The organism is Streptomyces sp. NBC_01276 (assembly GCF_041435355.1).
GTDB lineage: Bacteria > Actinomycetota > Actinomycetes > Streptomycetales > Streptomycetaceae > Streptomyces.
The window spans coordinates 5,607,308-5,626,965 of record NZ_CP108442.1 but is presented as its reverse complement, the minus strand read 5'-3'; the positions used below and the strand labels follow the sequence as shown (position 1 = coordinate 5,626,965).

The 19,658-nt window shown below is 72.5% G+C and carries 18 protein-coding genes; 4 read left to right on the top strand and 14 right to left on the bottom strand.

Features of this window, described 5'->3' with window-relative positions; all coding sequences use genetic code 11:
• Window positions 1–37: 37 nt before the first annotated feature.
• A complete protein-coding gene (locus OG295_RS25245; RefSeq protein WP_371678943.1) occupies window positions 38–1,417 on the bottom strand; it encodes a sensor histidine kinase in 1,380 nt (459 codons plus the stop codon).
• Complete coding sequence (locus OG295_RS25240; protein WP_371678942.1) at window positions 1,414–2,097, bottom strand: response regulator transcription factor; 684 nt, start codon at window positions 2,095–2,097, stop codon at window positions 1,414–1,416. The genes OG295_RS25245 and OG295_RS25240 overlap by 4 nt, the downstream gene beginning before the upstream one ends.
• A gap of 73 nt (window positions 2,098–2,170) precedes the next feature.
• Between OG295_RS25240 and OG295_RS25235 the strand changes: the two genes are divergently transcribed.
• Entirely contained in the window at window positions 2,171–3,352 is a 1,182-nt protein-coding gene (locus OG295_RS25235) for a glycosyltransferase (protein ID WP_371678941.1), read from the top strand.
• Window positions 3,349–4,347: an SDR family NAD(P)-dependent oxidoreductase gene (locus OG295_RS25230; RefSeq protein ID WP_371678940.1), complete on the top strand. Its 999-nt coding sequence runs from the start codon at window positions 3,349–3,351 to the stop codon at window positions 4,345–4,347. Before OG295_RS25235 ends, OG295_RS25230 begins: the two co-directional genes overlap by 4 nt.
• A 126-nt stretch (window positions 4,348–4,473) precedes the next feature.
• Here OG295_RS25230 and OG295_RS25225 read toward each other — a convergent pair whose 3' ends face one another.
• From OG295_RS25225 to OG295_RS25205, 5 genes are all read right to left on the bottom strand, one after another.
• Window positions 4,474–6,066: a Na+/H+ antiporter gene (locus tag OG295_RS25225; RefSeq protein WP_371678939.1), complete on the bottom strand. Its 1,593-nt coding sequence runs from the start codon at window positions 6,064–6,066 to the stop codon at window positions 4,474–4,476.
• Between the two features lie 260 nt (window positions 6,067–6,326).
• Window positions 6,327–6,791 (bottom strand): GNAT family N-acetyltransferase, encoded by a 465-nt coding sequence (locus tag OG295_RS25220; protein ID WP_371678938.1) that lies wholly within the window; start codon window positions 6,789–6,791, stop codon window positions 6,327–6,329.
• Entirely contained in the window at window positions 6,788–7,729 is a 942-nt protein-coding gene (locus OG295_RS25215; RefSeq protein ID WP_266577719.1) for an RluA family pseudouridine synthase, read from the bottom strand. Before OG295_RS25215 ends, OG295_RS25220 begins: the two co-directional genes overlap by 4 nt.
• A gap of 120 nt (window positions 7,730–7,849) precedes the next feature.
• Window positions 7,850–8,416, bottom strand: a complete 567-nt coding sequence (gene lspA, locus OG295_RS25210; protein WP_371678937.1) for a signal peptidase II — start codon at window positions 8,414–8,416, stop codon at window positions 7,850–7,852.
• 65 nt (window positions 8,417–8,481) lie between these two features.
• Window positions 8,482–8,976: a TraR/DksA family transcriptional regulator gene (locus OG295_RS25205; RefSeq protein ID WP_371678936.1), complete on the bottom strand. Its 495-nt coding sequence runs from the start codon at window positions 8,974–8,976 to the stop codon at window positions 8,482–8,484.
• Here OG295_RS25205 and OG295_RS25200 point away from each other — a divergent pair.
• Window positions 8,966–9,295, top strand: a complete 330-nt coding sequence (locus OG295_RS25200; protein WP_371678935.1) for a hypothetical protein — start codon at window positions 8,966–8,968, stop codon at window positions 9,293–9,295. The genes OG295_RS25205 and OG295_RS25200 overlap by 11 nt on opposite strands.
• Before the next feature lie 505 nt (window positions 9,296–9,800).
• A complete protein-coding gene (gene ileS, locus OG295_RS25195) occupies window positions 9,801–12,959 on the top strand; it encodes an isoleucine--tRNA ligase (RefSeq protein ID WP_371678934.1) in 3,159 nt (1,052 codons plus the stop codon).
• Between the two features lie 454 nt (window positions 12,960–13,413).
• Here the strand turns inward: ileS and OG295_RS25190 are convergent, their stop codons facing one another.
• The 7 genes from OG295_RS25190 to OG295_RS25160 all read right to left on the bottom strand — a co-directional run bounded on the left by OG295_RS25190 (window position 13,414) and on the right by OG295_RS25160 (window position 19,633).
• Window positions 13,414–14,634, bottom strand: coding sequence for a DivIVA domain-containing protein (locus OG295_RS25190; protein WP_371678933.1), 1,221 nt, complete (start codon window positions 14,632–14,634; stop codon window positions 13,414–13,416).
• An 82-nt stretch (window positions 14,635–14,716) separates the two neighbouring features.
• Window positions 14,717–15,013: a YggT family protein gene (locus OG295_RS25185; protein ID WP_030155988.1), complete on the bottom strand. Its 297-nt coding sequence runs from the start codon at window positions 15,011–15,013 to the stop codon at window positions 14,717–14,719.
• Window positions 15,014–15,072: 59 nt separating this feature from the next.
• The gene (locus tag OG295_RS25180; RefSeq protein WP_371678932.1) at window positions 15,073–15,690 is read right to left on the bottom strand and encodes a cell division protein SepF; all 618 of its coding nucleotides are present in this window, start codon (window positions 15,688–15,690) and stop codon (window positions 15,073–15,075) included.
• Between the two features lie 170 nt (window positions 15,691–15,860).
• Window positions 15,861–16,580, bottom strand: a complete 720-nt coding sequence (locus OG295_RS25175; protein WP_371678931.1) for a YggS family pyridoxal phosphate-dependent enzyme — start codon at window positions 16,578–16,580, stop codon at window positions 15,861–15,863.
• Window positions 16,567–17,316: a peptidoglycan editing factor PgeF gene (gene pgeF / locus OG295_RS25170; protein ID WP_371678930.1), complete on the bottom strand. Its 750-nt coding sequence runs from the start codon at window positions 17,314–17,316 to the stop codon at window positions 16,567–16,569. Before pgeF ends, OG295_RS25175 begins: the two co-directional genes overlap by 14 nt.
• Window positions 17,313–18,512 carry a cell division protein FtsZ gene (gene ftsZ / locus OG295_RS25165; RefSeq protein ID WP_030228033.1) on the bottom strand — a complete coding sequence of 400 codons (1,200 nt, stop codon included), beginning with the start codon at window positions 18,510–18,512 and terminating at the stop codon, window positions 17,313–17,315. The genes pgeF and ftsZ overlap by 4 nt, the downstream gene beginning before the upstream one ends.
• Before the next feature lie 278 nt (window positions 18,513–18,790).
• On the bottom strand, window positions 18,791–19,633 hold the full coding sequence (locus tag OG295_RS25160; RefSeq protein ID WP_371678929.1) for a cell division protein FtsQ/DivIB: 843 nt from the start codon (window positions 19,631–19,633) through the stop codon (window positions 18,791–18,793).
• Between the last annotated feature and the right edge of the window lie 25 nt (window positions 19,634–19,658).

Here is a 19,658-nt window from a genome sequence, read left to right as displayed (position 1 = left end):
CTTCCGGGACGACCCGGGCCGGTGCGGGGCGGAGCGGTCAGAACGTCAGGCGCAGCAGCGCGCCGCCGCCGGGTGCGGGCTGCGCCGTCAGCTCCGCCGCGTGCGCCCGCGCGATCTGCCGGGCCATCGCCAGCCCCAGCCCCGAGCCCGGCAGGGCGCGGGCGGTCCCGGCCCGGTAGAAGCGGTCGAAGACGTACGGCAGGTCCTCCGGGGCGATGCCAGGACCGTGGTCGCGGACCGTCAGCTCGGGGGCACCGCCGTCGTGCACCGTCAGCTCCACCTCCACCGGCAGCCCCGGCGGGCTGAACTTCGCCGCGTTGTCCAGCAGGTTCCCCACCAGCCGGCTCAGCCGCGCCGGCACCCCCGGCACCACCGCCTCGGCCGTCTCGACACGGAACTCCACCGCGGGCCAGTGCGCCCCCGCCACCTCCGCGCAGTGCCGCACGAGGAGGTCCAGCCGCACCTGTTCCACCAACGGCGTCGGCTCCTCGTCCCGCGCGAGCTCGATCAGGTCGTTCACCAGCCCCGTCACCTCCCGCAGCTGGCGCCCCAGCGCAGCCGCCGCCCGTTCGCGCTGGGCGGTGGTCAGCCGGTCGGCGCGGGCCAGCAGTTCCGCGTTGGTCCGCAGCGCCGTCAGCGGGGTCCGCAGCTCGTGCGAGGCGTCCGCGACCAGCCGCCGCTGCGCGGTGACGGACTGCTCCAGTTCCCCGAGCATCGTGTTGAAGCTCCCGGCCAGCCGCGTGATCTCGTCCTCCCGCCCCGGCGGCGGCAGCTCGATGCGGTACCGCGGATCCCGGGTCGCGGCGATCCGCTCGGCCATGGCGGTCAGCCGGGTCACCGGGGCGAGGCCGGTCCGGGAGACCCAGCGGCCGAGTACGGCGGCCAGCAGCACCCCCGCCACCGCCGTCAGGACGAGCCACCAGACGGCCTCCTGCGAACCGCCCTCGACGCTGTCGGCCCGCAGCGCCACCTGGAGGGCCCGCCCCTCGGCGTAATCGGTGGTGAGCATCCGCGCGGGGTGCCCGTCCACCGTGATGTTCGAGAAGTACGGGGCCCGCGTGCCGGCGGCGACCTGCCGCGCGGCCGGGGCCACGGGCAGCAGCCCCGGCGCCGACGGGTCCCGGTCCGGGTCGGCGGGCACCACCTCCGCGCACGCGGGGGCGGCCAGGAAGCGGCACTCCCCCGCCAGCGTGCCGGGGACCTCGTCGGGATTGCGCTGCGCGGCGAGCCGGGCGGACTGGGTCAGGTTGAGATCGAGCTGCCAGTACAGCGCGTCCCGTACGACGAAGAACGCGGTCACGCACATCACGACGGCCACCAGGGCCACGGCCGCGGTGACGGACAGCGCCAGCCGGGTCCGCAGCGGCCCCCGCCTGCGCCAGGACGCGGCGCTCCGCCGCCGGTCACCGCGTTTCACGCCGTGTCCAGCCGGTAGCCGACCCCGTGCACGGTGTGGACCAGCCGGGGCTCGCCGCCGGCCTCCAGTTTCCGGCGCAGGTAGCCGACGTACACGGCGAGCGAGTTGGAGTCCGGCCCGAAGTCCTGCCCCCACACCAGTTCGAGGATCAGCTCGCGCGGAAGCACCTGCCCGGGGTGGCGCAGGAGCAGTTCCAGCAGCGCGGCCTCGGTCCGGCTGAACTCCAGCGGCCGCCCGCCCCGCCGGCCGGTCCGGGTCCCGGGGTCCAGAACGAGGTCGTCGAAGCCCAGCGGGGCGGCGCCCGGGGGCTCGGGGGCGGCCCGCCGCAGCAGGGCCCGCACCCGCGCGACCAGCTCGTCCAGCGCGAACGGTTTGACGAGGTAGTCGTCGGCCCCGGCCTCCAGCCCGTCGACGCGTTCGCTGACGGAGTCCAGCGCGGTCAGGATGAGCACGGGCGTGCGGTCACCCATCGCCCGCAGCTGCCGGCACACCCCCAGCCCGTCGAGCACCGGCATCAGCACGTCCAGGACGACCGCGTCCGGCTCCCAGCGCGCCACCTCGGACAGAGCGGCCAGCCCGTCCGCCGCTCCCCGCACCTCGAACCCCTCGATGGCCAGGCCGTCCTCCACGGCGGCCCGCACCTCGGGCTCGTCGTCGACCACCAGAATCCGCTGCCTCATAGGACAAAGACTGCCAAAGGCGTCGACGAGAACCTCTTAGAACGTTCTTAGGACGCACCGCGAGTGTGCGTCCATGACCACTCGACACACACCGGCGGCACTCTCCGTCGTGATCGGCGCGGGCGGCACCGGCGGCCACATCTACCCGGGGCTCGCCCTCGCCGAGGCGCTGCGCGCGGCCGTCCCGCGGGCCGTGATCTCGTTCGTCGGGACCGAACGGGGCCTGGAGACCGAGCTGATACCGGGCGCCGGCTACCGCCTGCACACCGTTGACATGATCCCCTTCGACCCTGCGCTGGGCGCGAAGCGCTACCTGCTGCCCGCCGCGCTGCTGCGCTCGGCCCACCAGGCCCGTGCGGTGATCCAGGCGCAGGGCGCGCACGCGGTCGTCGGCATGGGCGGCTATCCGAGCGCGCCGGCGGTGCTCGGCGCCCGGCTGGCCGGGCTGCCGGCCGTGATCCACGAGTCGAACGCGGTGCCCGGCCGGGCCAACCGGTTCGCGGCCCGGCTCACCCCGCACGTCGCGGTGGCCTTCGACCGCAGCCGCTCCCGCCTGGCGGGCGGGGCGAGGGCGCTGACCACCGGCATGCCGATCTCCGCGGCGCTGGCGGGGCTCGCGGACCTCCCCGGCCCGCGGCGGGCGGAGCTGCGCGCCGAGGCCCGGCTCGCGCTGGGCGTCCCCCCTGGGCGACGGCTGGTGGTCTTCAACGGGGGCAGCCTGGGCGCCGTACGCCTCACCGGGGCGGCCGTCGCCCTGGCCGGGCTCTGGCAGGGGCGGGACGACGTACAGCTGCTGATCAAGACGGGCCCGGCGGCGCTGCCCGACACGGAGGCGGACCTCACCGCGACCGGCGGCCGTCGGATCGCCCGGGCCGTGCCGTACCTGGACCGCATGGACCTCGTCTACGCGGCCGCCGACCTGGTGGTGTGCCGGGCGGGCTCCGCGACGGTGGCCGAGCTCGCGGCGACCGGGGTCCCGGCCGTGCTCGTGCCCTACCCGCACGCCCCGGGCGACCACCAGACGCACAACGCCCGGGTCCTGTCCGACGCGGGCGCGGGGCTGCTGCTGTCCGACGCGGAGGCCACCGCCGAACGCCTCGCCGAGCTCATCGGCCCGCTGCTGGCCGACCCGGCCCGGCTGGCGTCGATGGCGGGCGCCGCCGACCCCGGCCCGCACGCGCGGGCCGCCGAACTGCTGGCCACGGAGGTCCTCCGCGTGGCCGGCCTCTCCCTTCCCACCCTGGAGCACGCATGATCACGAACTGGACCGGCCGCACCGTCCTCGTCACCGGGGCCGAGGGGTTCATCGGCTCGACGCTGGTGGACCTGCTGGTGGCGCGGGGCGCCCGGGTCCGCGCCTTCGTGCACTACAAGCCGTACGCCGAGAAGGGCCACCTGGCCCGCTACCTCGCCGACCCCGACGGCCCGGTGGAGATGTGGGCGGGCGACGTCCGCGACGCGGGCCGGGTCAGCGACGCGGTGGCCGGGTGCGACACCGTCTTCCACCTCGCGGCACTGATCGGGATCCCGTACAGCTACGCCTCGCCGGGCGCGTACGTGCAGACGAACGTCACCGGTACGGAGAACATGGCGGAGGCCTGCCGCCGCCACGGGGTGCGCCGCCTGGTCCACACCTCCACGAGCGAGGTCTACGGCACGGCCCTCACGGCGCCCATCACGGAGGAGCACCCGCTCCAGCCGCAGTCCCCGTACTCCGCTTCGAAGATCGGCGCGGACATGATGGCGCTCTCCTTCCACCACGCCTTCGAACTGCCGGTGACGGTGGTGCGCCCCTTCAACACCTACGGCCCGCGCCAGTCGGCGCGCGCGGTGATCCCGACGATCCTGGCCCAGCTGCACTCGGGCGCCCGTGAGGTGCGCCTCGGCTCCCTGTCCCCCACCCGGGACTTCACGTACGTGACGGACACGGCCGAGGGCTTCCTCGCGGTGGCGGAGTGCGACCGGGCGCTGGGCCAGGTGGTCAACCTCGGCTCCGGCCAGGAGATATCCGTCGGCGACCTGGCGCAGGCGCTGATCGCGGCCTCGGGCCGGGACGCCGAGGTGGTCGTGGACCCGTCCCGGCTGCGCCCCTCGGGCAGCGAGGTCCAGCGCCTCCTCTCGGACAACTCCCGCGCCCGCGCGTGGGCCGGCTGGAAGCCGGAGGTCTCCCTGACGGAGGGCCTGCGCCGCACCTCCGACTGGATCGCGGCGAACCTGCACCTCTTCGCCCCGGACCGCTACCAGGTCTAGGCCGTCTCCTGCGGATCCCGCCCGCCCCGGTCCCGCCCGCCCCGGTCCCGCCCGCCCCGGTCCCGGCCGTCACCGGGGCCGGGGCGGGCCCGGTTCGCCGGCGGCACCACCCGGCTCCCGCCCCGCCTACGGACTCCGCAGGCTGCGCACGTCGAGGTGGCGCAGCACCCGGTCCACGATCTCCGGGTCCGCCCCCGGCTCGCTCCGCGCGGCCAGCACCTCGTGCCGGGCGGCGGACATCATCTCCCGCTGGATCCGCTGCACGTCCCTGATCCGCTCCACCCGCTTCCCGTACGCCTCCCGCCGCTCCTCGTCGACCAGGTCGGGGCTGATCCTGGCCCCGACGTCGTACGCGCGCCGGTACAGCGTCTCCACCAGGTCCTCGGGCAGGTCCTCGACCTCCTCGATCTCCTTCAGCCGCCGCTTCGCCGCCTTCGCCGCGCGCAGCGCCAGCCGCCGCCGGCCCTCGCGCTCGGCGTCGGCGTCCGCCTCCACCCCCAGCCGCCGCACCAGCCAGGGCAGCGTCAGCCCCTGGCACACCAGGGTCACCATGATCACCGCGAAGGCGATGAACACGATCTCGTCCCGGCCTGGGAAGGGCTCCCCGGCGCCCGTGCGCAGGGGGATGGCCAGGGCCAGCGCCACCGAGGCCACCCCGCGCATCCCGGCCCACCACATCACCACGCTCTCCCGCCAGCTCAGCGGGATCTCCTCGTCGTAGTCGCGCCGGCGGTGCAGCTTCTTCGCCAGCCAGCCCGCCGGCAGCAGCCAGACCAGCCGTACGGCGACGACCACCACGATCACGACCGCCGCCCAGCCGACCATCTCCCAGGCCCGGCCCTTCGCGACGCCGAAGACGTTGTGCAGCTCCAGCCCGATCAGTCCGAACGCCACGCCGGTGACCAGCGTGTCGACGATCTCCCAGAAGGTGTGCCCGGCCAGCCGCCCCAGCACGTCGTCGGCGTCCGAGGCGAACTCGGCGAGGAACAGGGCGGTCGTCAGCACGGCCAGCACCCCCGAGCCCTGGAGTTCCTCCGCCACCACGTACGCGACGAACGGCACGAGCAGCGTCAGCCCGATCTGGAGCGTGGCGTCCCCGAGCCGGCCCATCATCCACTGCGTCACCCAGCCGAGCCCGAGCCCCACGGCCACCGCGACGACCGCGGACAGCACGAACTCCCCGAGCGCGTCGGGCCACGAGAAGCTGCCGCTGACGACGGCGGCGACGGCGACGTGGTAGAGCACGATGGCGGTGACGTCGTTGAACAGCCCCTCCCCCTCCAGGATCGACACCATCCTGCGGGGCAGTCCGAGCGATCCGGCGACGGCGGTGGCCGCGACGGGGTCGGGAGGGGCGATGAGCGCGCCGAGCGCGACGGCGGCGGCGACGGGCAGCCCCGGCACGACGGCGTGCGCGACGGCCGCGACGGCGGCGGTGGTCACGAAGACCAGGGCCACGGCCAGCAGCAGGATCGGCCGTACGTTGGCCGCGAACTGGCGCCAGGAGGTGCGCTGCGCGGAGGCGTACAGCAGCGGGGGCAGAAGGAGCGGCAGGATGTACTCGGGCGGGATGTCGACGTTCGGCACGGCGGGCACCAGTGCCAGCACCACCCCGGCGATGGTCATCAGCACGGGCGCGGGCAGCCCCAGCCGGTCCCCGAGCGGAACGGTGACGACGGCCCCGAGCAGCAGCACGAACAGCAGAGCAAGCTGATCCACTCCCCCACCCTGCCAGGCCGCCGCCGCTGGGCCACGAGGGTCGGGGGCCACCCCACCGGCGTGTCGGCCCCGGCCCGCCCCCGGCCCCGCACGGGCGCGGGCCCCTGGGCCCGGTCGCGTGCCGGGTCCCGCGGGCGCGGGTCACGGCACGGCGCTCCGCGCCCGCGCCTCAAACGCCGGCGGGGCTGGAATTGCGCTCCGCGCAATCCAGCCCCGCCGGCGTTCGAAGCGCGGGGGTCCCCCGGTCGGGCCCGGCAGGGCTACGGCAGGGTGCGCCGCATCGAGCGGTGCGGGATGCCCGCGTCCTGGAACTCCGGCCCGTAGGCCCCGTAGCCGAGCCGCTCGTAGAAGCCCATCGCGTGCGTCTGCGCGCCGAGGTCGACCGCCGTCAGTCCCAGCCCGGCCGCCTCCGCCTCGATCGCCCGGACCAGCGCGACCCCGACGCCCAGTCCGCGCGCGGACTTCCGTACGGCGAGGCGCCCCAGCGAGCCGACCTCGGGCGAGCCGGTCTTGCCGAGGGCCTCGGGGCCGTGCAGCAGGCGTCCGGTGCCCAGGGCCGCGCCGTCCGGGCCCACGGCCAGCACGTGCACCGCGACCGCGTCGTACGCGTCGTACTCGATCGACTCCGGCACGGACTGCTCGACCACGAACACGTCGGTCCGCACCGCGTAGCAGGCGGCCAGGTCCTCCTCCGAGGAGGCCACCCGCACCGAGACGGACGTCACTGGCTCTCGGCCCGGATCACATCCAGCGCGTGCTGGAGGTCGGCCGGGTAGCCGCTCTCGAACTCCACCCACTGCCCGTCGGCCGGGTGCTCGAAGCCGAGCCGGACGGCGTGCAGCCACTGCCGGGTCAGCCCGAGCCGCTTGGCGACGGTCGGATCGGCACCGTAGGTCAGGTCGCCGACGCAGGGGTGGCGGTGCGCGGACATGTGAACGCGGATCTGGTGCGTGCGCCCCGTCTCCAGCTTGATGTCCAGCAGCGACGCGGCGCGGAACGCCTCGATCAGGTCGTAGTGGGTGACGGAGGCCTTGCCGTCCTGGGTCACCGCCCACTTGTAGTCGGCGCTGGGGTGGCGCCCGATCGGCGCGTCGATGGTGCCGCTCATCGGGTCCGGGTGGCCCTGCACCAGCGCGTGGTAGCGCTTGTCGACGACCCGCTCGCGGAACTGGTTCTTCAGCGAGGTGTACGCGCGCTCGGACTTGGCGACGGCCATCAGGCCGGAGGTGCCGACGTCGAGGCGGTGGACGATGCCCTGCCGCTCGGACGCGCCGGAGGTGGAGATCCGGTAGCCGGCGGCGGCGAGGCCGCCGATGACGGTGGTGCCGGTCCAGCCGGGGCTCGGGTGCGCGGCGACGCCGACCGGCTTCATGATCACGACGATGTCGTCGTCGTCGTGGACGATCTCCATGCCGGGTACGGGCTCGGCGACGAGCTCGACCGGGCGCGGCGGGGCGGGCATCTCGACTTCGAGCCAGGCGCCGCCGTGCACGCGCTCGGACTTGCCGACGACGCTGCCGTCGACCGAGACCTTCCCCTCCGACGCCAGCTCGGCCGCCTTCGTCCGGGAGAAACCGAACATACGGGCGATGGCGGCGTCCACGCGCTCGCCTTCGAGGCCATCGGGAACGGGCAGGGTGCGGATCTCGGGAATCGTACTCACCCGTCGAGTATGCAGGACTCGGCAGAGGACCATTCCCGCGATCGGCCCGGGACCGGCCCGCGACGGGGCGTACGGCGGGCGTACGGCGGGCCCCCGACGGGCCCGCGATCAGTCGCGCGATCAGTCCTTGTGGACGGTGCCGTCCGGGTCCAGGCCCTTGAAGGACAGCAGGACGATCAGGATGCCGCCGCACACGATCGCCGAGTCCGCGAGGTTGAAGACGGCGAAGTGGGCGGGGGCGATGAAGTCGACCACCGCACCGCGGAACACCCCCGGCGAACGGAAGATCCGGTCGGTGAGGTTGCCCAGCGCGCCGCCCAGCAGCAGACCGAGGGCGATCGCCCACGGCAGGCTGTACAGCTTGCGCGCCAGCCGGACGATCACCACGATCACGGTCGCCGCGATGCAGGTGAAGATGATCGTGAACGCCTCGCCGAAGCCGAAGGCGGCGCCGGGGTTGCGGATCGCGTTGAACTGCAGCAGATCGCCGAGGACCCGGATCGGGGGCTGGTGCTCCAGCCGGGCCACGACCAGCATCTTGCTGCCGAGGTCGACCAGGTACGCGAGCACCGCCACGACGAGCAGCGCCGCGATCCGCCGGCGCCCCTTGGGTGCGTCCGGCCCCGGCTGCGGCTCGGCGTCGTCCCCGACCTCCGGCGTACCGATGATGCGCTCCGCCTCTGCCACGTGAGTCCCTCGACTAGCTCGATCCCGACGAGACACGAGAGTACGTCAGGGGACGCACCTCGTGCCTAGTGCCTCCGCTCCTGCTTCTGCTTGCAGTCCACGCACAGGGTGGCCCGCGGGAAGGCCTGCATCCGCGCCTTGCCGATGGGCTGCCCGCAGTTCTCGCAGAGTCCGTACGTGCCCGCCTCCAGACGTTCCAGGGCCCGCTCGGTCTGCTCCAGCATCGAGGTGGCGTTCGCGGCGAGGGCCAGTTCGGACTCCCGGGTGATGTTCTTGGTCCCGGTGTCGGCCTGGTCGTCGCCCGCGCCGTCCCCCGAGTCCCGCATCAGGCCCGTGATGGCGACCTCGGAGGCGTCGAGCTCGGTACGCAGCCGCAGGATCTCCGAGACCAGTTCCGTACGGGCCTCCTCGACCTCCTGCTCGGTCCAGGGGTCCTCGCCGGGGCGTACGGCGAGCTCGCCGGGCGTGGTGGCCGCCGCCGTGGCCCGCGCCTTGGGGAGCCCGCTGGTGGCCGCAGCGGCCGTCTTCCTGGCCGTACCCGCAGTCTTCTTGGCAACCACTTTCCGAGCTCCCGTCTTCCGCGCGGCCGGGGCCGCCCCCTCGGCCGCGGCCGGGGTGGCCGCCGCCTTGCCCGTGGTGCTCTTCGCGGCCGCCTTCGTCGCCGTGGCGTCGGCCGCCTTCGCCGGGGCCTTCCGCGCCGCGGTCTTCTTCGCGGCGGCCTTCTTCGTAGTGGTCTTCGGCGCCGTTGTCTTCTTCGCCGCCGTCTTCTCGGCCGGAGCAGCCCGTTTGGCGGCAGGCGTGGAGCCTGGCACAGCAGCCACCTCCTGCGTCGCCGTCTTCTTCGCCACCATGGCCGCGGCCCCTTTTCACATACTGTGATCTTGTTCGTGAATCGTGCCGGAACGATAAATCGGCGCCGACCACACGGCAACGGGGCACGCGTCCATCGAGGTCAACCTGCATCCGTTGTGCCCAGCGGGAAGCCCGGTAATCCGCCCCACCCGCCCCGCTGGATCCCGTACCGGGCGATCAGCCCGTCCGGGTCACCCCGCGGACGCCGCGATAACCGGTCTGCCGACCCGGGCCCCGGCCCTTACACTGGGCGCAGCGAGAGGCATGGACGGGGACGAGTAGCGTCGGACGCAGCCAGGAGCGACCCGGGGACGGTGAGAGCCCGGGGGCGAGCGCGACGTGAAGGATCACCCCTGAGCCGCCGGAAGAAAGCCCGTACGGATCCCCGTGGGGCGAGTAGAACCGGCTTCGCACCCCAATGAGGGGGCCGCCGGACCTGTCCGGGGGCCAAGGAGGGTGGTACCGCGGGAGCTGCAGCGCTCTCGTCCCTCCGGACGGAACTGACACCCCGCCGGAGGAAGAGTTCAGCCTCATGACCACACCGCCGCAGTACCGCCCGGTACCCGCCCAGGTCGACCTGCCTGCCCTTGAGCACGCGGTCCTCGACTTCTGGCGCGAGAGCAAGACCTTCGCGAAGACCCTGGAGCAGTCCGAGGGACGCCCCGAGTGGGTCTTCTACGAGGGCCCGCCCACCGCGAACGGCATGCCCGGCGCGCACCACATCGAGGCCCGCGTCTTCAAGGACGTCTTCCCCCGGTTCCGCACCATGCGCGGCTACCACGTGGCCCGCAAGGCCGGCTGGGACTGCCACGGCCTGCCCGTCGAGCTCGCCGTCGAGAAGGAACTCGGCTTCAACGGCAAGCAGGACATCGAGGCCTACGGCATCGCCGAGTTCAACGCCAAGTGCCGCGAGTCCGTGACCCGCCACACCGACGCGTTCACCGAGCTCACGACCCGCATGGGCTACTGGGTCGACCTGGACGACGCCTACCGGACCATGGACCCCGAGTACGTCGAGTCCGTGTGGTGGTCGCTGAAGGAGATCTTCAACAAGGGCCTGCTCACCCAGGACCACCGCGTCGCCCCCTGGTGCCCGCGCTGCGGCACCGGCCTCTCCGACCACGAGCTGGCGCAGGGCTACGAGACGGTCGTGGACCCCTCGGTCTACGTCCGCTTCCCGCTGACCTCCGGCCCCCTCGCGGGCGAGGCGGCGCTGCTGGTCTGGACGACGACCCCCTGGACCCTGGTGTCCAACACGGCCGTGGCCGCGCACCCCGAGGTCACCTACGTCGTCGCCCGCCGTACCGGCGGCGAGGACCCGGAGAAGCTGGTCGTCGCCCAGCCGCTGCTGGAGAAGTCCCTGGGCGAGGGCTGGGAGGCCACCGGCGAGTCCTTCACCGGCAAGGAGATGGAGCGCTGGACGTACCAGCGCCCCTTCGAGCTGGTCGAGTTCCCGGAGCCCGCCCACTACGTCGTGAACGCCGAGTACGTCACGACCGAGGACGGCACGGGTCTGGTCCACCAGTCCCCCGCCTTCGGCGCCGACGACCTCGCGGTCTGCCGCGCGTACGGCCTGCCCGTCGTGAACCCGGTCCGCCCCGACGGCACCTTCGAGGAAGAGGTCCCGCTGGTCGGCGGCGTCTTCTTCAAGAAGGCCGACGAGAAGCTCACCGCCGACCTCGACGCGCGCGGCCTGCTCTTCAAGCACATCGCCTACGAGCACAGCTACCCGCACTGCTGGCGCTGCCACACCGCCCTGCTCTACTACGCGCAGCCGTCCTGGTACGTCCGCACCACCGCCGTCAAGGACGCGATGCTGCGGGAGAACGAGAAGACGAACTGGTTCCCGGACTCGGTCAAGCAGGGCCGCTTCGGCGACTGGCTGAACAACAACATCGACTGGGCGCTGTCCCGCAACCGCTACTGGGGCACCCCGCTGCCGATCTGGCGCTGCGAGGAGGACCACCTCACCTGCGTCGGCTCCCGCGCCGAGCTGTCCGAGCTCTCCGGCCAGGACCACTCGAACCTGGACCCGCACCGCCCGTACATCGACGACGTCACCTTCACCTGCACGGCCGAGGGCTGCTCCCTGGAGGCCGTCCGCGTCCCCGAGGTCATCGACGCCTGGTACGACTCGGGTTCGATGCCGTTCGCACAGTGGGGCTACCCGTACAAGAACAAGGAGATCTTCGAGAAGCGCTACCCGGCGCAGTTCATCTCGGAGGCCATCGACCAGACCCGCGGCTGGTTCTACACGCTGATGGCGGTCGGCACCCTCGTCTTCGACAAGTCCTCCTACGAGAACGTGGTCTGCCTGGGCCACATCCTCGCCGAGGACGGCCGCAAGATGTCCAAGCACCTGGGCAACATCCTCCAGCCCATCCCGCTCATGGACCAGCACGGCGCCGACGCGGTGCGCTGGTTCATGGCGGCCGGCGGCTCCCCGTGGGCGGCGCGTCGCGTCGGCCACGGCACGATCCAGGAGGTCGTCCGCAAGACCCTCCTCACGTACTGGAACACGGTCGCCTTCCAGGCCCTGTACGCCCGCACCTCCGGCTGGGCCCCCTCGGCGGCCGACCCGGCCCCGGCCGACCGCACGGTCCTGGACCGCTGGCTGCTCTCCGAGCTCCACACCCTGGTCACCGAGGTCACCGAGGCGATGGAGTCCTACGACACCCAGCGCGCCGGCAAGCTCCTCTCCGCCTTCGTCGACGACCTCTCGAACTGGTACGTGCGCCGCTCGCGCCGCCGCTTCTGGCAGGGCGACAAGGGCGCCCTGCGCACCCTGCACGAGGTCGTCGAGACGGTCACCCGCCTGATGGCCCCGCTGACCCCCTTCATCACGGAGCGGGTCTGGCAGGACATGATCGTCCCGGTCACCCCGGAGGCCCCGGAGTCGGTGCACCTGTCCACCTGGCCGGTCGCGGACGCCACCGCGATCGACCCGGTCCTGTCGCGGCAGATGCTGCTGGTCCGCCGCCTGGTGGAGCTGGGCCGCGCGACCCGCGCGGAGTCCGGGGTCAAGACCCGCCAGCCGCTGTCGCGCGCGCTGGTCGGCGCGGCCGGTTTCGACGCGCTCTCGCCGGAGCTGCAGAGCCAGATCACGGAGGAGCTGAACGTCTCCTCCCTGGCCTCCCTCTCCGAGGTCGGCGGCTCCCTGGTGGACACCACGGCCAAGGCGAACTTCCGGGCGCTGGGCAAGCGCTTCGGCAAGGGCGTGCAGGACGTGGCGAAGGCGGTGGCCGCGGCCGACGCGGCGGCGCTGTCGCTGGCCCTGCGGTCCGGTTCCGCCGAGGTCGAGGTGAACGGGGAGTCCGTCTCGCTCACCCCGGAGGAGGTCATCATCACGGAGACCCCGCGCGAGGGCTGGTCGGTGGCCTCCGACTCCGGCGCGACGGTCGCCCTGGACCTGGAGATCACGCCGGAGCTGAAGCTGGCGGGCCTCGCCCGTGACGCGATCCGCCTGATCCAGGAGGCCCGCAAGAACTCCGGCCTCGACGTGGCGGACCGCATCGCCCTGCGGTGGTCCGCCGCGGAGCCGGAGGTCGTCACGGCCCTGACGGACCACGCGGCCCTGATCGCGGACGAGGTCCTCGCCACGGACTTCGCCTCCGGCGAGGCGGACGCGGCGTACGGCGAGCCGTTCACGGACGAGTCCCTGTCCCTGACGTTCCGCCTCCGCAAGGCGTAACTCCGGGCCCGGCGGCCCGCGCCTCTCCCTCCGGGGGGGTGCGGGCCGCTTTGTCTTTCCCCTCCCCGCCCTTCCACCGTTCCCGCCTCAGACGCCGGCGCGGCTGAAGGATCCGGGCCCGGCCCGTACCCGTGCCGGGTGCGGCTCCCGCCACGGCGCTCCGCGCCCGCGCCTCAAACGCCAGCCAAATCCAGCCCCGCCGGCGTTTGAGGCGCGGGGTCCGGGGGTGGAGCCCCCGAAGCGTCCGGGCGGAGCCCGGGGAACGGTGGAAGGGCGGGGAGGGGACGGCCCCGCGCAGCGGCCACCCACCCGCACCCACCCGCACCCGCACCCGCACCGGCACCGGCCCGCCGGAACGCGGAAACGGGCGGCGGGACGCGGAAACGGGCCGGGCCCGGGTTCCAGAAGGAACCCGGGCCCGGCCCGTAAGGCTGCCGACGACGAGCGGCGGCGCCTAGTTGTCGTCCTCGTCGATCAGGAAGCCCCGCATCGGAGACGGCGCCTGCTGCATCGGCTGCGGCGCGGCCGGCCGCACCGGAGCCATCGGCTGCGTCATCGCCGGGGACATCTGCTGCTGGCCGCCGTAGGACGGGCCACCACCCATCGGGGAGGGACCGCCCATGGGGGACGGAGCGCCCATGGACGGGTTGCCCATCGAGTGACCCATCGCACCGGCCGGAGCCATCGACGGCGAAGGCGACGGCGGCAGCGCCGGACCGGCCGGGTTCCGCGGCGGGGCCAGGGAGTCGTCGGCCTGGGTCTCCAGCTGGCGCAGCTGCGACTCCAGGTAGGACTTCAGACGCGTACGGTACTCGCGCTCGAAGCCCCGAAGGTCCTCGACCTTGCGCTCCAGCGTGGCGCGGGCGGACTCCAGGGAGCCCATCGCGACGCGGTGCTTCTCCTGCGCGTCCCGCTCCAGCGCGTCGGCCTTGGCACGGGCGTCCCGCTCCAGGCCCTCGGCGCGCGAACGGGCCTCGCCGACGATCTTGTTGGCCTCGGAGCGGGCCTCCGCGATCGCCTGGTCGGCGGTCTGCTGCGCGAGCGACAGGACGCGGGCGGCGCTGTCGCCACCGGGGCCCTGCTGCGGGAGCTGCGGCGGCTGCTGCATCTGCTGCATGGGCTGGCCCATGGGCTGCATCTGCTGCCCCATCGGCTGCATCTGCTGGCCCATCGGCTGGCCGAGCGGGTTCTGGCCACCCATGGACTGCTGCTGCATGGGGGGCTGGCCCATCTGCTGCTGCGGCGCCATCGGGTGCTGGCCACCCATGGACTGCTGCTGCTGCATGGGGCCGCCCATCGGGCCCGGACCCTGCGGACCGTGTCCACCGGGACCGGCCGGCAGCTGCGGCTGGCCGCCGGGAAGCTGCGGCGGGCCCATCTGCGGCTGCTGCTGCTGCTGCGGCGGGCCGGATATGGCCGCGGGCACGGGGGCGCCCGGGCCTCGCTGGTCCTGGGGCTCCGGCTTGCGCATGTTCTGCTGCTGCTGCTGGCTCTGCGCGGCGGCACGCGTCGCGGCGGCCAGCTTGGCGCGCAGGTCCTCGTTCTCGCGCAGCAGGCGCGTCAGTTCGGACTCGACCTCGTCGAGGAAGGCATCGACCTCGTCCTCGTCATAGCCTTCTCGGAGGCGGACGGTCGTGAACTGCTTGTTCCGCACGTCCTCGGGGGTCAGCGGCATGTCTTCTTCACCTCTACGTAGTCGTCGGCAGTCGGCAAGACCGTATCGGGACTGTCCCCGCGCCCGCGGGGAAGCACATCGTTCACACGCTTCTCGCAGCGGTGCTCACGAAACTGATGAGGATGTAAACGATGATCATCAGAACGAAGAAGGACAGGTCGAGTGCCACGCCCCCGAGACGCAACGGCGGGATGAATCGCCGGAGAAGCTTGAGCGGTGGATCGGTGACAGTGTAGGTGGCCTCCAGAACGACCACCATCGCCTTGCCGGGTGTCCATGAACGTGCGAACTGGAACACGTAGTCCATGACCAGTCGGAAGATCAGCACGATGAGGAAGCACATCAGCGCGATGTAGACCACTTGCAGTGCGACGCCCATCCCGCGCTTCCCTCTCCCCGTTCTCGCTCTGTTCCCGGTCCCGTGTCTGACGGATCGGTCTAGCTTTGGTTGAAGAACCCGCCCTCCGCGATGCGGGCCTTGTCCTCCGCCGTGACATCGACGTTAGCAGGCGACAGCAGGAACACCTTCTGTGTCACGCGTTCAATACTGCCGTGCAGACCGAAGACGAGGCCGGCGGCGAAGTCGACGAGACGCTTCGCGTCCGTGTCGTCCATCTCCGTGAGATTCATGATCACCGGAGTGCCCTCACGGAAGTGTTCCCCGATGGTACGGGCCTCGTTGTAGGTCCGGGGGTGCAGCGTCGTGATGCGGTACGGCTCCCGCTCGGAGACGACCTTGGGCATGATCACGGGGGCGTTCTTCTCCAGGTTGGTGCGGTCAGGTGTGATGGATGCCACGGGGGCAATTCGCGCGGGACGTCCGTTTTCTGACGGAATTGGGAGGGGTTCCCGCTGCGCCGGAGGCTGTACGGCTCGTACCGGTTCGTCCGTTACGGGCGATTGGTGCACGGGCTGCTGTCGGCGATCCCGGTCCCGCGCGCGCTCCGGCTCCGGCTCGGGCTCGAACTCGTCATCGGGGTCGTACCCCGGGTTGTCGTACCGGTCGTCCTCCACGAGGCCGAGGTAGACCGCCATCTTGCGCATCGCGCCGGCCATTCTCCGAGTCCTCCGCTCTGTGGTGGATCGCCCTGTCGCAGGTGTCGCTGTGTCCGTCAGCAAAGTAGCTGTGTCACCAAAGTCACCAACTGCCCGCGATCCACTTGGTCTGTCCGCTCATCTGCGGAAATGACCATATTTTCTGCTGTGGTCCGACTTTCTTCGCGACGTTACCCGAGCCGGGGTCTCGCGCCGAGTACCGCAGTGCCGACGCGTACATGTGTCGCACCCGCCAGCACGGCCTGTTCCAGGTCGGCGCTCATTCCGGCCGACACCATCGTGGCAGCCGGATGGTCCGCGCGCAGGCCGGATGACAATTCCACCAGCCGCTCGAAGGCCGCCCGTTCGCGCCCCGCGTAGGGGCCGGCCAGCGGGGCGACGGTCATCAGGCCGTCGATGCGCAGTCCCGGCGCGGCGGCCACGAGGTCCGCCAACCGCGCGAGCAGGTCCGGCGCCGCGCCTCCGCGTGCGCCGCGCTCCCCCGACTCCGCGTCGAGCGCGATCTGCACCAGGCAGCCGAGTTCGCGCCCCTGCGCCTCCGCGGCCGCCGACAGCGCCGTGACGAGCTTCGGCCGGTCGACCGACTGCACGACATGCGCGTATCCCGCCACGGAACGGACTTTGTTCGTCTGCAACTGACCCACGAAGTGCCAGTTCAACGGCAGATCCGCGCAGGCCCCCGCCTTGGGCGCGGCGTCCTGGTCGCGGTTTTCCGCAACATGACGGACGCCCAGCTCCGCCAGCAGTCGTACGTCGCTCGCCGGATACGTCTTGGTGACCACGATGAGGGTCACCTCGTCCCGCCCCCGGCCCGCGGCCGCGCAGGCGGACGCGATGCGCTCCTCCACCCGCGCGAGGTTCTCCGCGAGTTCCGACTTACGGTCTGTCATCAATCCGTTCCAACCACACATATCCGGCGAGCCGCCCGGTCACCCGGTCGCGGCGGTACGAGAAGTGGTCCCGCGACTCCAGTGTGCAGACCGCGGAACGGTGGCGGTACGCCACCCCCGCCTCCGCCAGCTGCGCGTGCACCCCGGCGACCACGTCCACCGCCGGCGTCCCCCAGCTGGTCTCGGCCCACGCGGCCGGAACCACGGCGGCGACCGCCTCCCGCATCTCGGCGGGCACTTCGTAGCACCGCCCGCAGACGGCCGGTCCGGTACGGGCGACCATGCGCGCGGGGTCCGCGCCCAGGGCCGTCATCGCCTCGACCGCGGCCGGCACCACCCCGGCGACCAGGCCGGGCCGCCCGGCGTGGGCGGCGCCGACGACCCCGGCGACGGGGTCGGCCAGCAGCACGGGGGTGCAGTCGGCGGTGAGCACGGCGAGGGCGAGCCCCCGACGGGCGGTCACCACCGCGTCCACCGCCGGAACCGCGTCGCCGGCGGCCCAGGGGCCGTCCACCACCGCGACGTCCCGCCCGTGCACCTGGTTCATCCAGACGACGAGGTCCGGGTCGACGCCCAGCTCCCGCGCCGCGGCGGCCCGGTTCGCGCGAACGGCGGCCGGGTCGTCTCCGACCGCGCCGCCGAGATTGAGCTCCTCGTACGGAACGGCGCTCACCCCGCCCCACCGGTCGGTGAAGGCGAAGTGGGCGCCGCTCTCGTGATGCTGCCCCAGTGTCACTTCAAGAAGTCCGGAACATCCAGCTCTTCGGCCGGGCTGTCCTGGTACGGCCGGGCCGTCGGCACCTGCGGCGCGGGCGCCGGCTCGACGGGGATCTCCACCGGGGCCGGGGGCTCCTCGCGCGGGGTGACCGTGCCGAGTCCGCCGAAGGCCGGGCGGACCGGCTCCGGGGCGCGCACCGGCGCGGGGGCCGGCTCCTCGCGCTTGGTGGACGCGGCGCCGATGACGTTGTCCCGGCGGGCCGGGGGCTGTCCGCCGTCGAACCCGGCCGCGATCACGGTGACCCGTACCTCGTCGCCGAGCGCGTCGTCGATGACGGCACCGAAGATGATGTTCGCCTCGGGGTGCGCGGCCTCGCTCACCAGCTGCGCGGCCTCGTTGATCTCGAAGAGACCGAGGTCCGAGCCACCGGAGATGGAGAGCAGGACGCCCCGCGCCCCGTCGATGGAGGCCTCCAGCAGCGGCGAGGAGATCGCCATCTCGGCGGCGGCCACGGCGCGGTCGTCGCCGCGGGCCGAGCCGATGCCCATCAGCGCGGAGCCGGCCTCGGACATCACGGACTTGACGTCCGCGAAGTCCAGGTTGATCAGACCCGGGGTGGTGATGAGGTCGGTGATGCCCTGCACGCCGGAGAGCAGGACCTGGTCGGCCGACTTGAAGGCGTCCAGGACGCTGACCTGGCGGTCCGAGATGGACAGCAGGCGGTCGTTGGGGATGACGATGAGGGTGTCGACCTCTTCGCGGAGCTCGGCGATGCCGTCCTCCGCCTGGTTCGCGCGGCGCCGGCCCTCGAAGGTGAACGGCCGGGTGACCACACCGATCGTCAGGGCGCCCAGCGAGCGCGCGATGTTGGCCACGACGGGTGCGCCGCCGGTGCCGGTGCCGCCGCCCTCACCGGCGGTGACGAAGACCATGTCGGCCCCCTTGAGGACCTCCTCGATCTCCTCACGGTGGTCCTCTGCCGCCTTGCGGCCGACGGCCGGGTTGGCTCCGGCGCCGAGGCCTCGGGTGAGTTCACGACCGACGTCGAGCTTGACATCGGCGTCGCTCATCAACAGCGCCTGGGCGTCCGTGTTGATGGCGATGAACTCGACACCCTTGAGACCGACCTCGATCATTCGGTTGATGGCATTGACACCACCGCCGCCGACACCGATGACCTTGATGACTGCGAGGTAGTTCTGCGGTGCTGCCACGTCGAAGGCCTCTCGCCTCGATTACGTGTCGCCGCTTCGCGGGTCTGCGGTGCGACGACTGATGCCGAAATTGGGACGGTTCGTACGCGCCGACCCGAACCCTAACCCTGAAGTTTAGGGTTAGGAGTGTGTCTGTTCCCTGGACTCTTCCGAACAGGACACTAAGTCGACAAGTAGCGCGGGTTCAACGAACACGCCGAACCTCCCGTTTTTCTTTTCACCCTATGTGATCACCCGTATCGGTGGCCAACCAGGGTGCTTCGCTGTTCGACCGGACGTCAACTCCCGGACACCGCAGGCGCGGTGGGGACGCTCACGTCGAAGTGGTCGGCCTTGGGCGCGGCTTTCAGCAGGGCGGTCAGCGCACGGCCCTTCGCCTCACCCAGTTCGCCGCTCCCCCACACGACCGTGCGCCCCTTGGTCAGCTGGAGCAGCACCGAATCGTACGACCGCACCTTGACCTGCAACGTCTCTTTCGCGATCGCGGCGGGGAGGGTTCCGGCGATGCCCACCGCCTCCCGCAGGAGGCGCTGCTCGTCGAAGCGGCGGGCGCTCGGCGAGTGCTCCGCGGTCAGTTCCAGGACCGGAACACCCGCGGGCGCGCGTCCGACCGTGTCGAATCGCACACCGGACGCGTCCACTTCGACGAACTCCGCTTCCTTCTTGATGAGCAGGACGGGTTTGCGTTCCGTCACTTTCAGCCCGATTCCGTGCGGCCAGGCCCGCACCACGTCGACCGAATCGATGCGGGGCAGCCGCCGGCGCAGACGGCTCGCGATCTCGTCCGTGTCGACGCCGACGAGGGGTGCGCCGACGGGTACGGCCGCGGCCGTGAGGACCTGTTCGGGGGTGAGCACCTCGGTGCCGGAGGCCGTGACCTTCTCGACGCGGAGCCAGGAGGAGCCGTAGAGCGCCCAGGTGCCGCCCGCGGCGAGGACCACGGCGGCGGCGAGGGAGGCCAGGACGGGGACGCGGCGCGCTCGCGCGCCACCGGGTCCCCGGGGACCCGGCCTCTTCGACGACTTGGGCGGCTTGGGCGGCCCGGACGGGCCCGGGCGCTTTTTCCCGCCCCGGCCCGACCGGTCGGACGTGCCGCGCTGTGCCGTCGTCGCTCCGGCCACTCCTGTGCCTCCTGGATCTGGCTTC

Excerpts from the sequence above, each read along its gene's own strand:
- OG295_RS25240 (WP_371678942.1), bottom strand. The coding sequence starts at position 2,097 with ATGAGGCAGCGGATTCTGGTGGTCGACGACGAGCCCGAGGTGCGGGCC.
- OG295_RS25235 (WP_371678941.1), top strand. The coding sequence starts at position 2,171 with ATGACCACTCGACACACACCGGCGGCACTCTCCGTCGTGATCGGCGCG.
- OG295_RS25230 (WP_371678940.1), top strand. The coding sequence starts at position 3,349 with ATGATCACGAACTGGACCGGCCGCACCGTCCTCGTCACCGGGGCCGAG.
- ileS (WP_371678934.1), top strand. The coding sequence starts at position 9,801 with ATGACCACACCGCCGCAGTACCGCCCGGTACCCGCCCAGGTCGACCTG.
- OG295_RS25190 (WP_371678933.1), bottom strand. The coding sequence starts at position 14,634 with ATGCCGCTGACCCCCGAGGACGTGCGGAACAAGCAGTTCACGACCGTC.
- OG295_RS25185 (WP_030155988.1), bottom strand. The coding sequence starts at position 15,013 with ATGGGCGTCGCACTGCAAGTGGTCTACATCGCGCTGATGTGCTTCCTC.
- OG295_RS25180 (WP_371678932.1), bottom strand. The coding sequence starts at position 15,690 with ATGGCCGGCGCGATGCGCAAGATGGCGGTCTACCTCGGCCTCGTGGAG.
- OG295_RS25175 (WP_371678931.1), bottom strand. The coding sequence starts at position 16,580 with ATGACAGACCGTAAGTCGGAACTCGCGGAGAACCTCGCGCGGGTGGAG.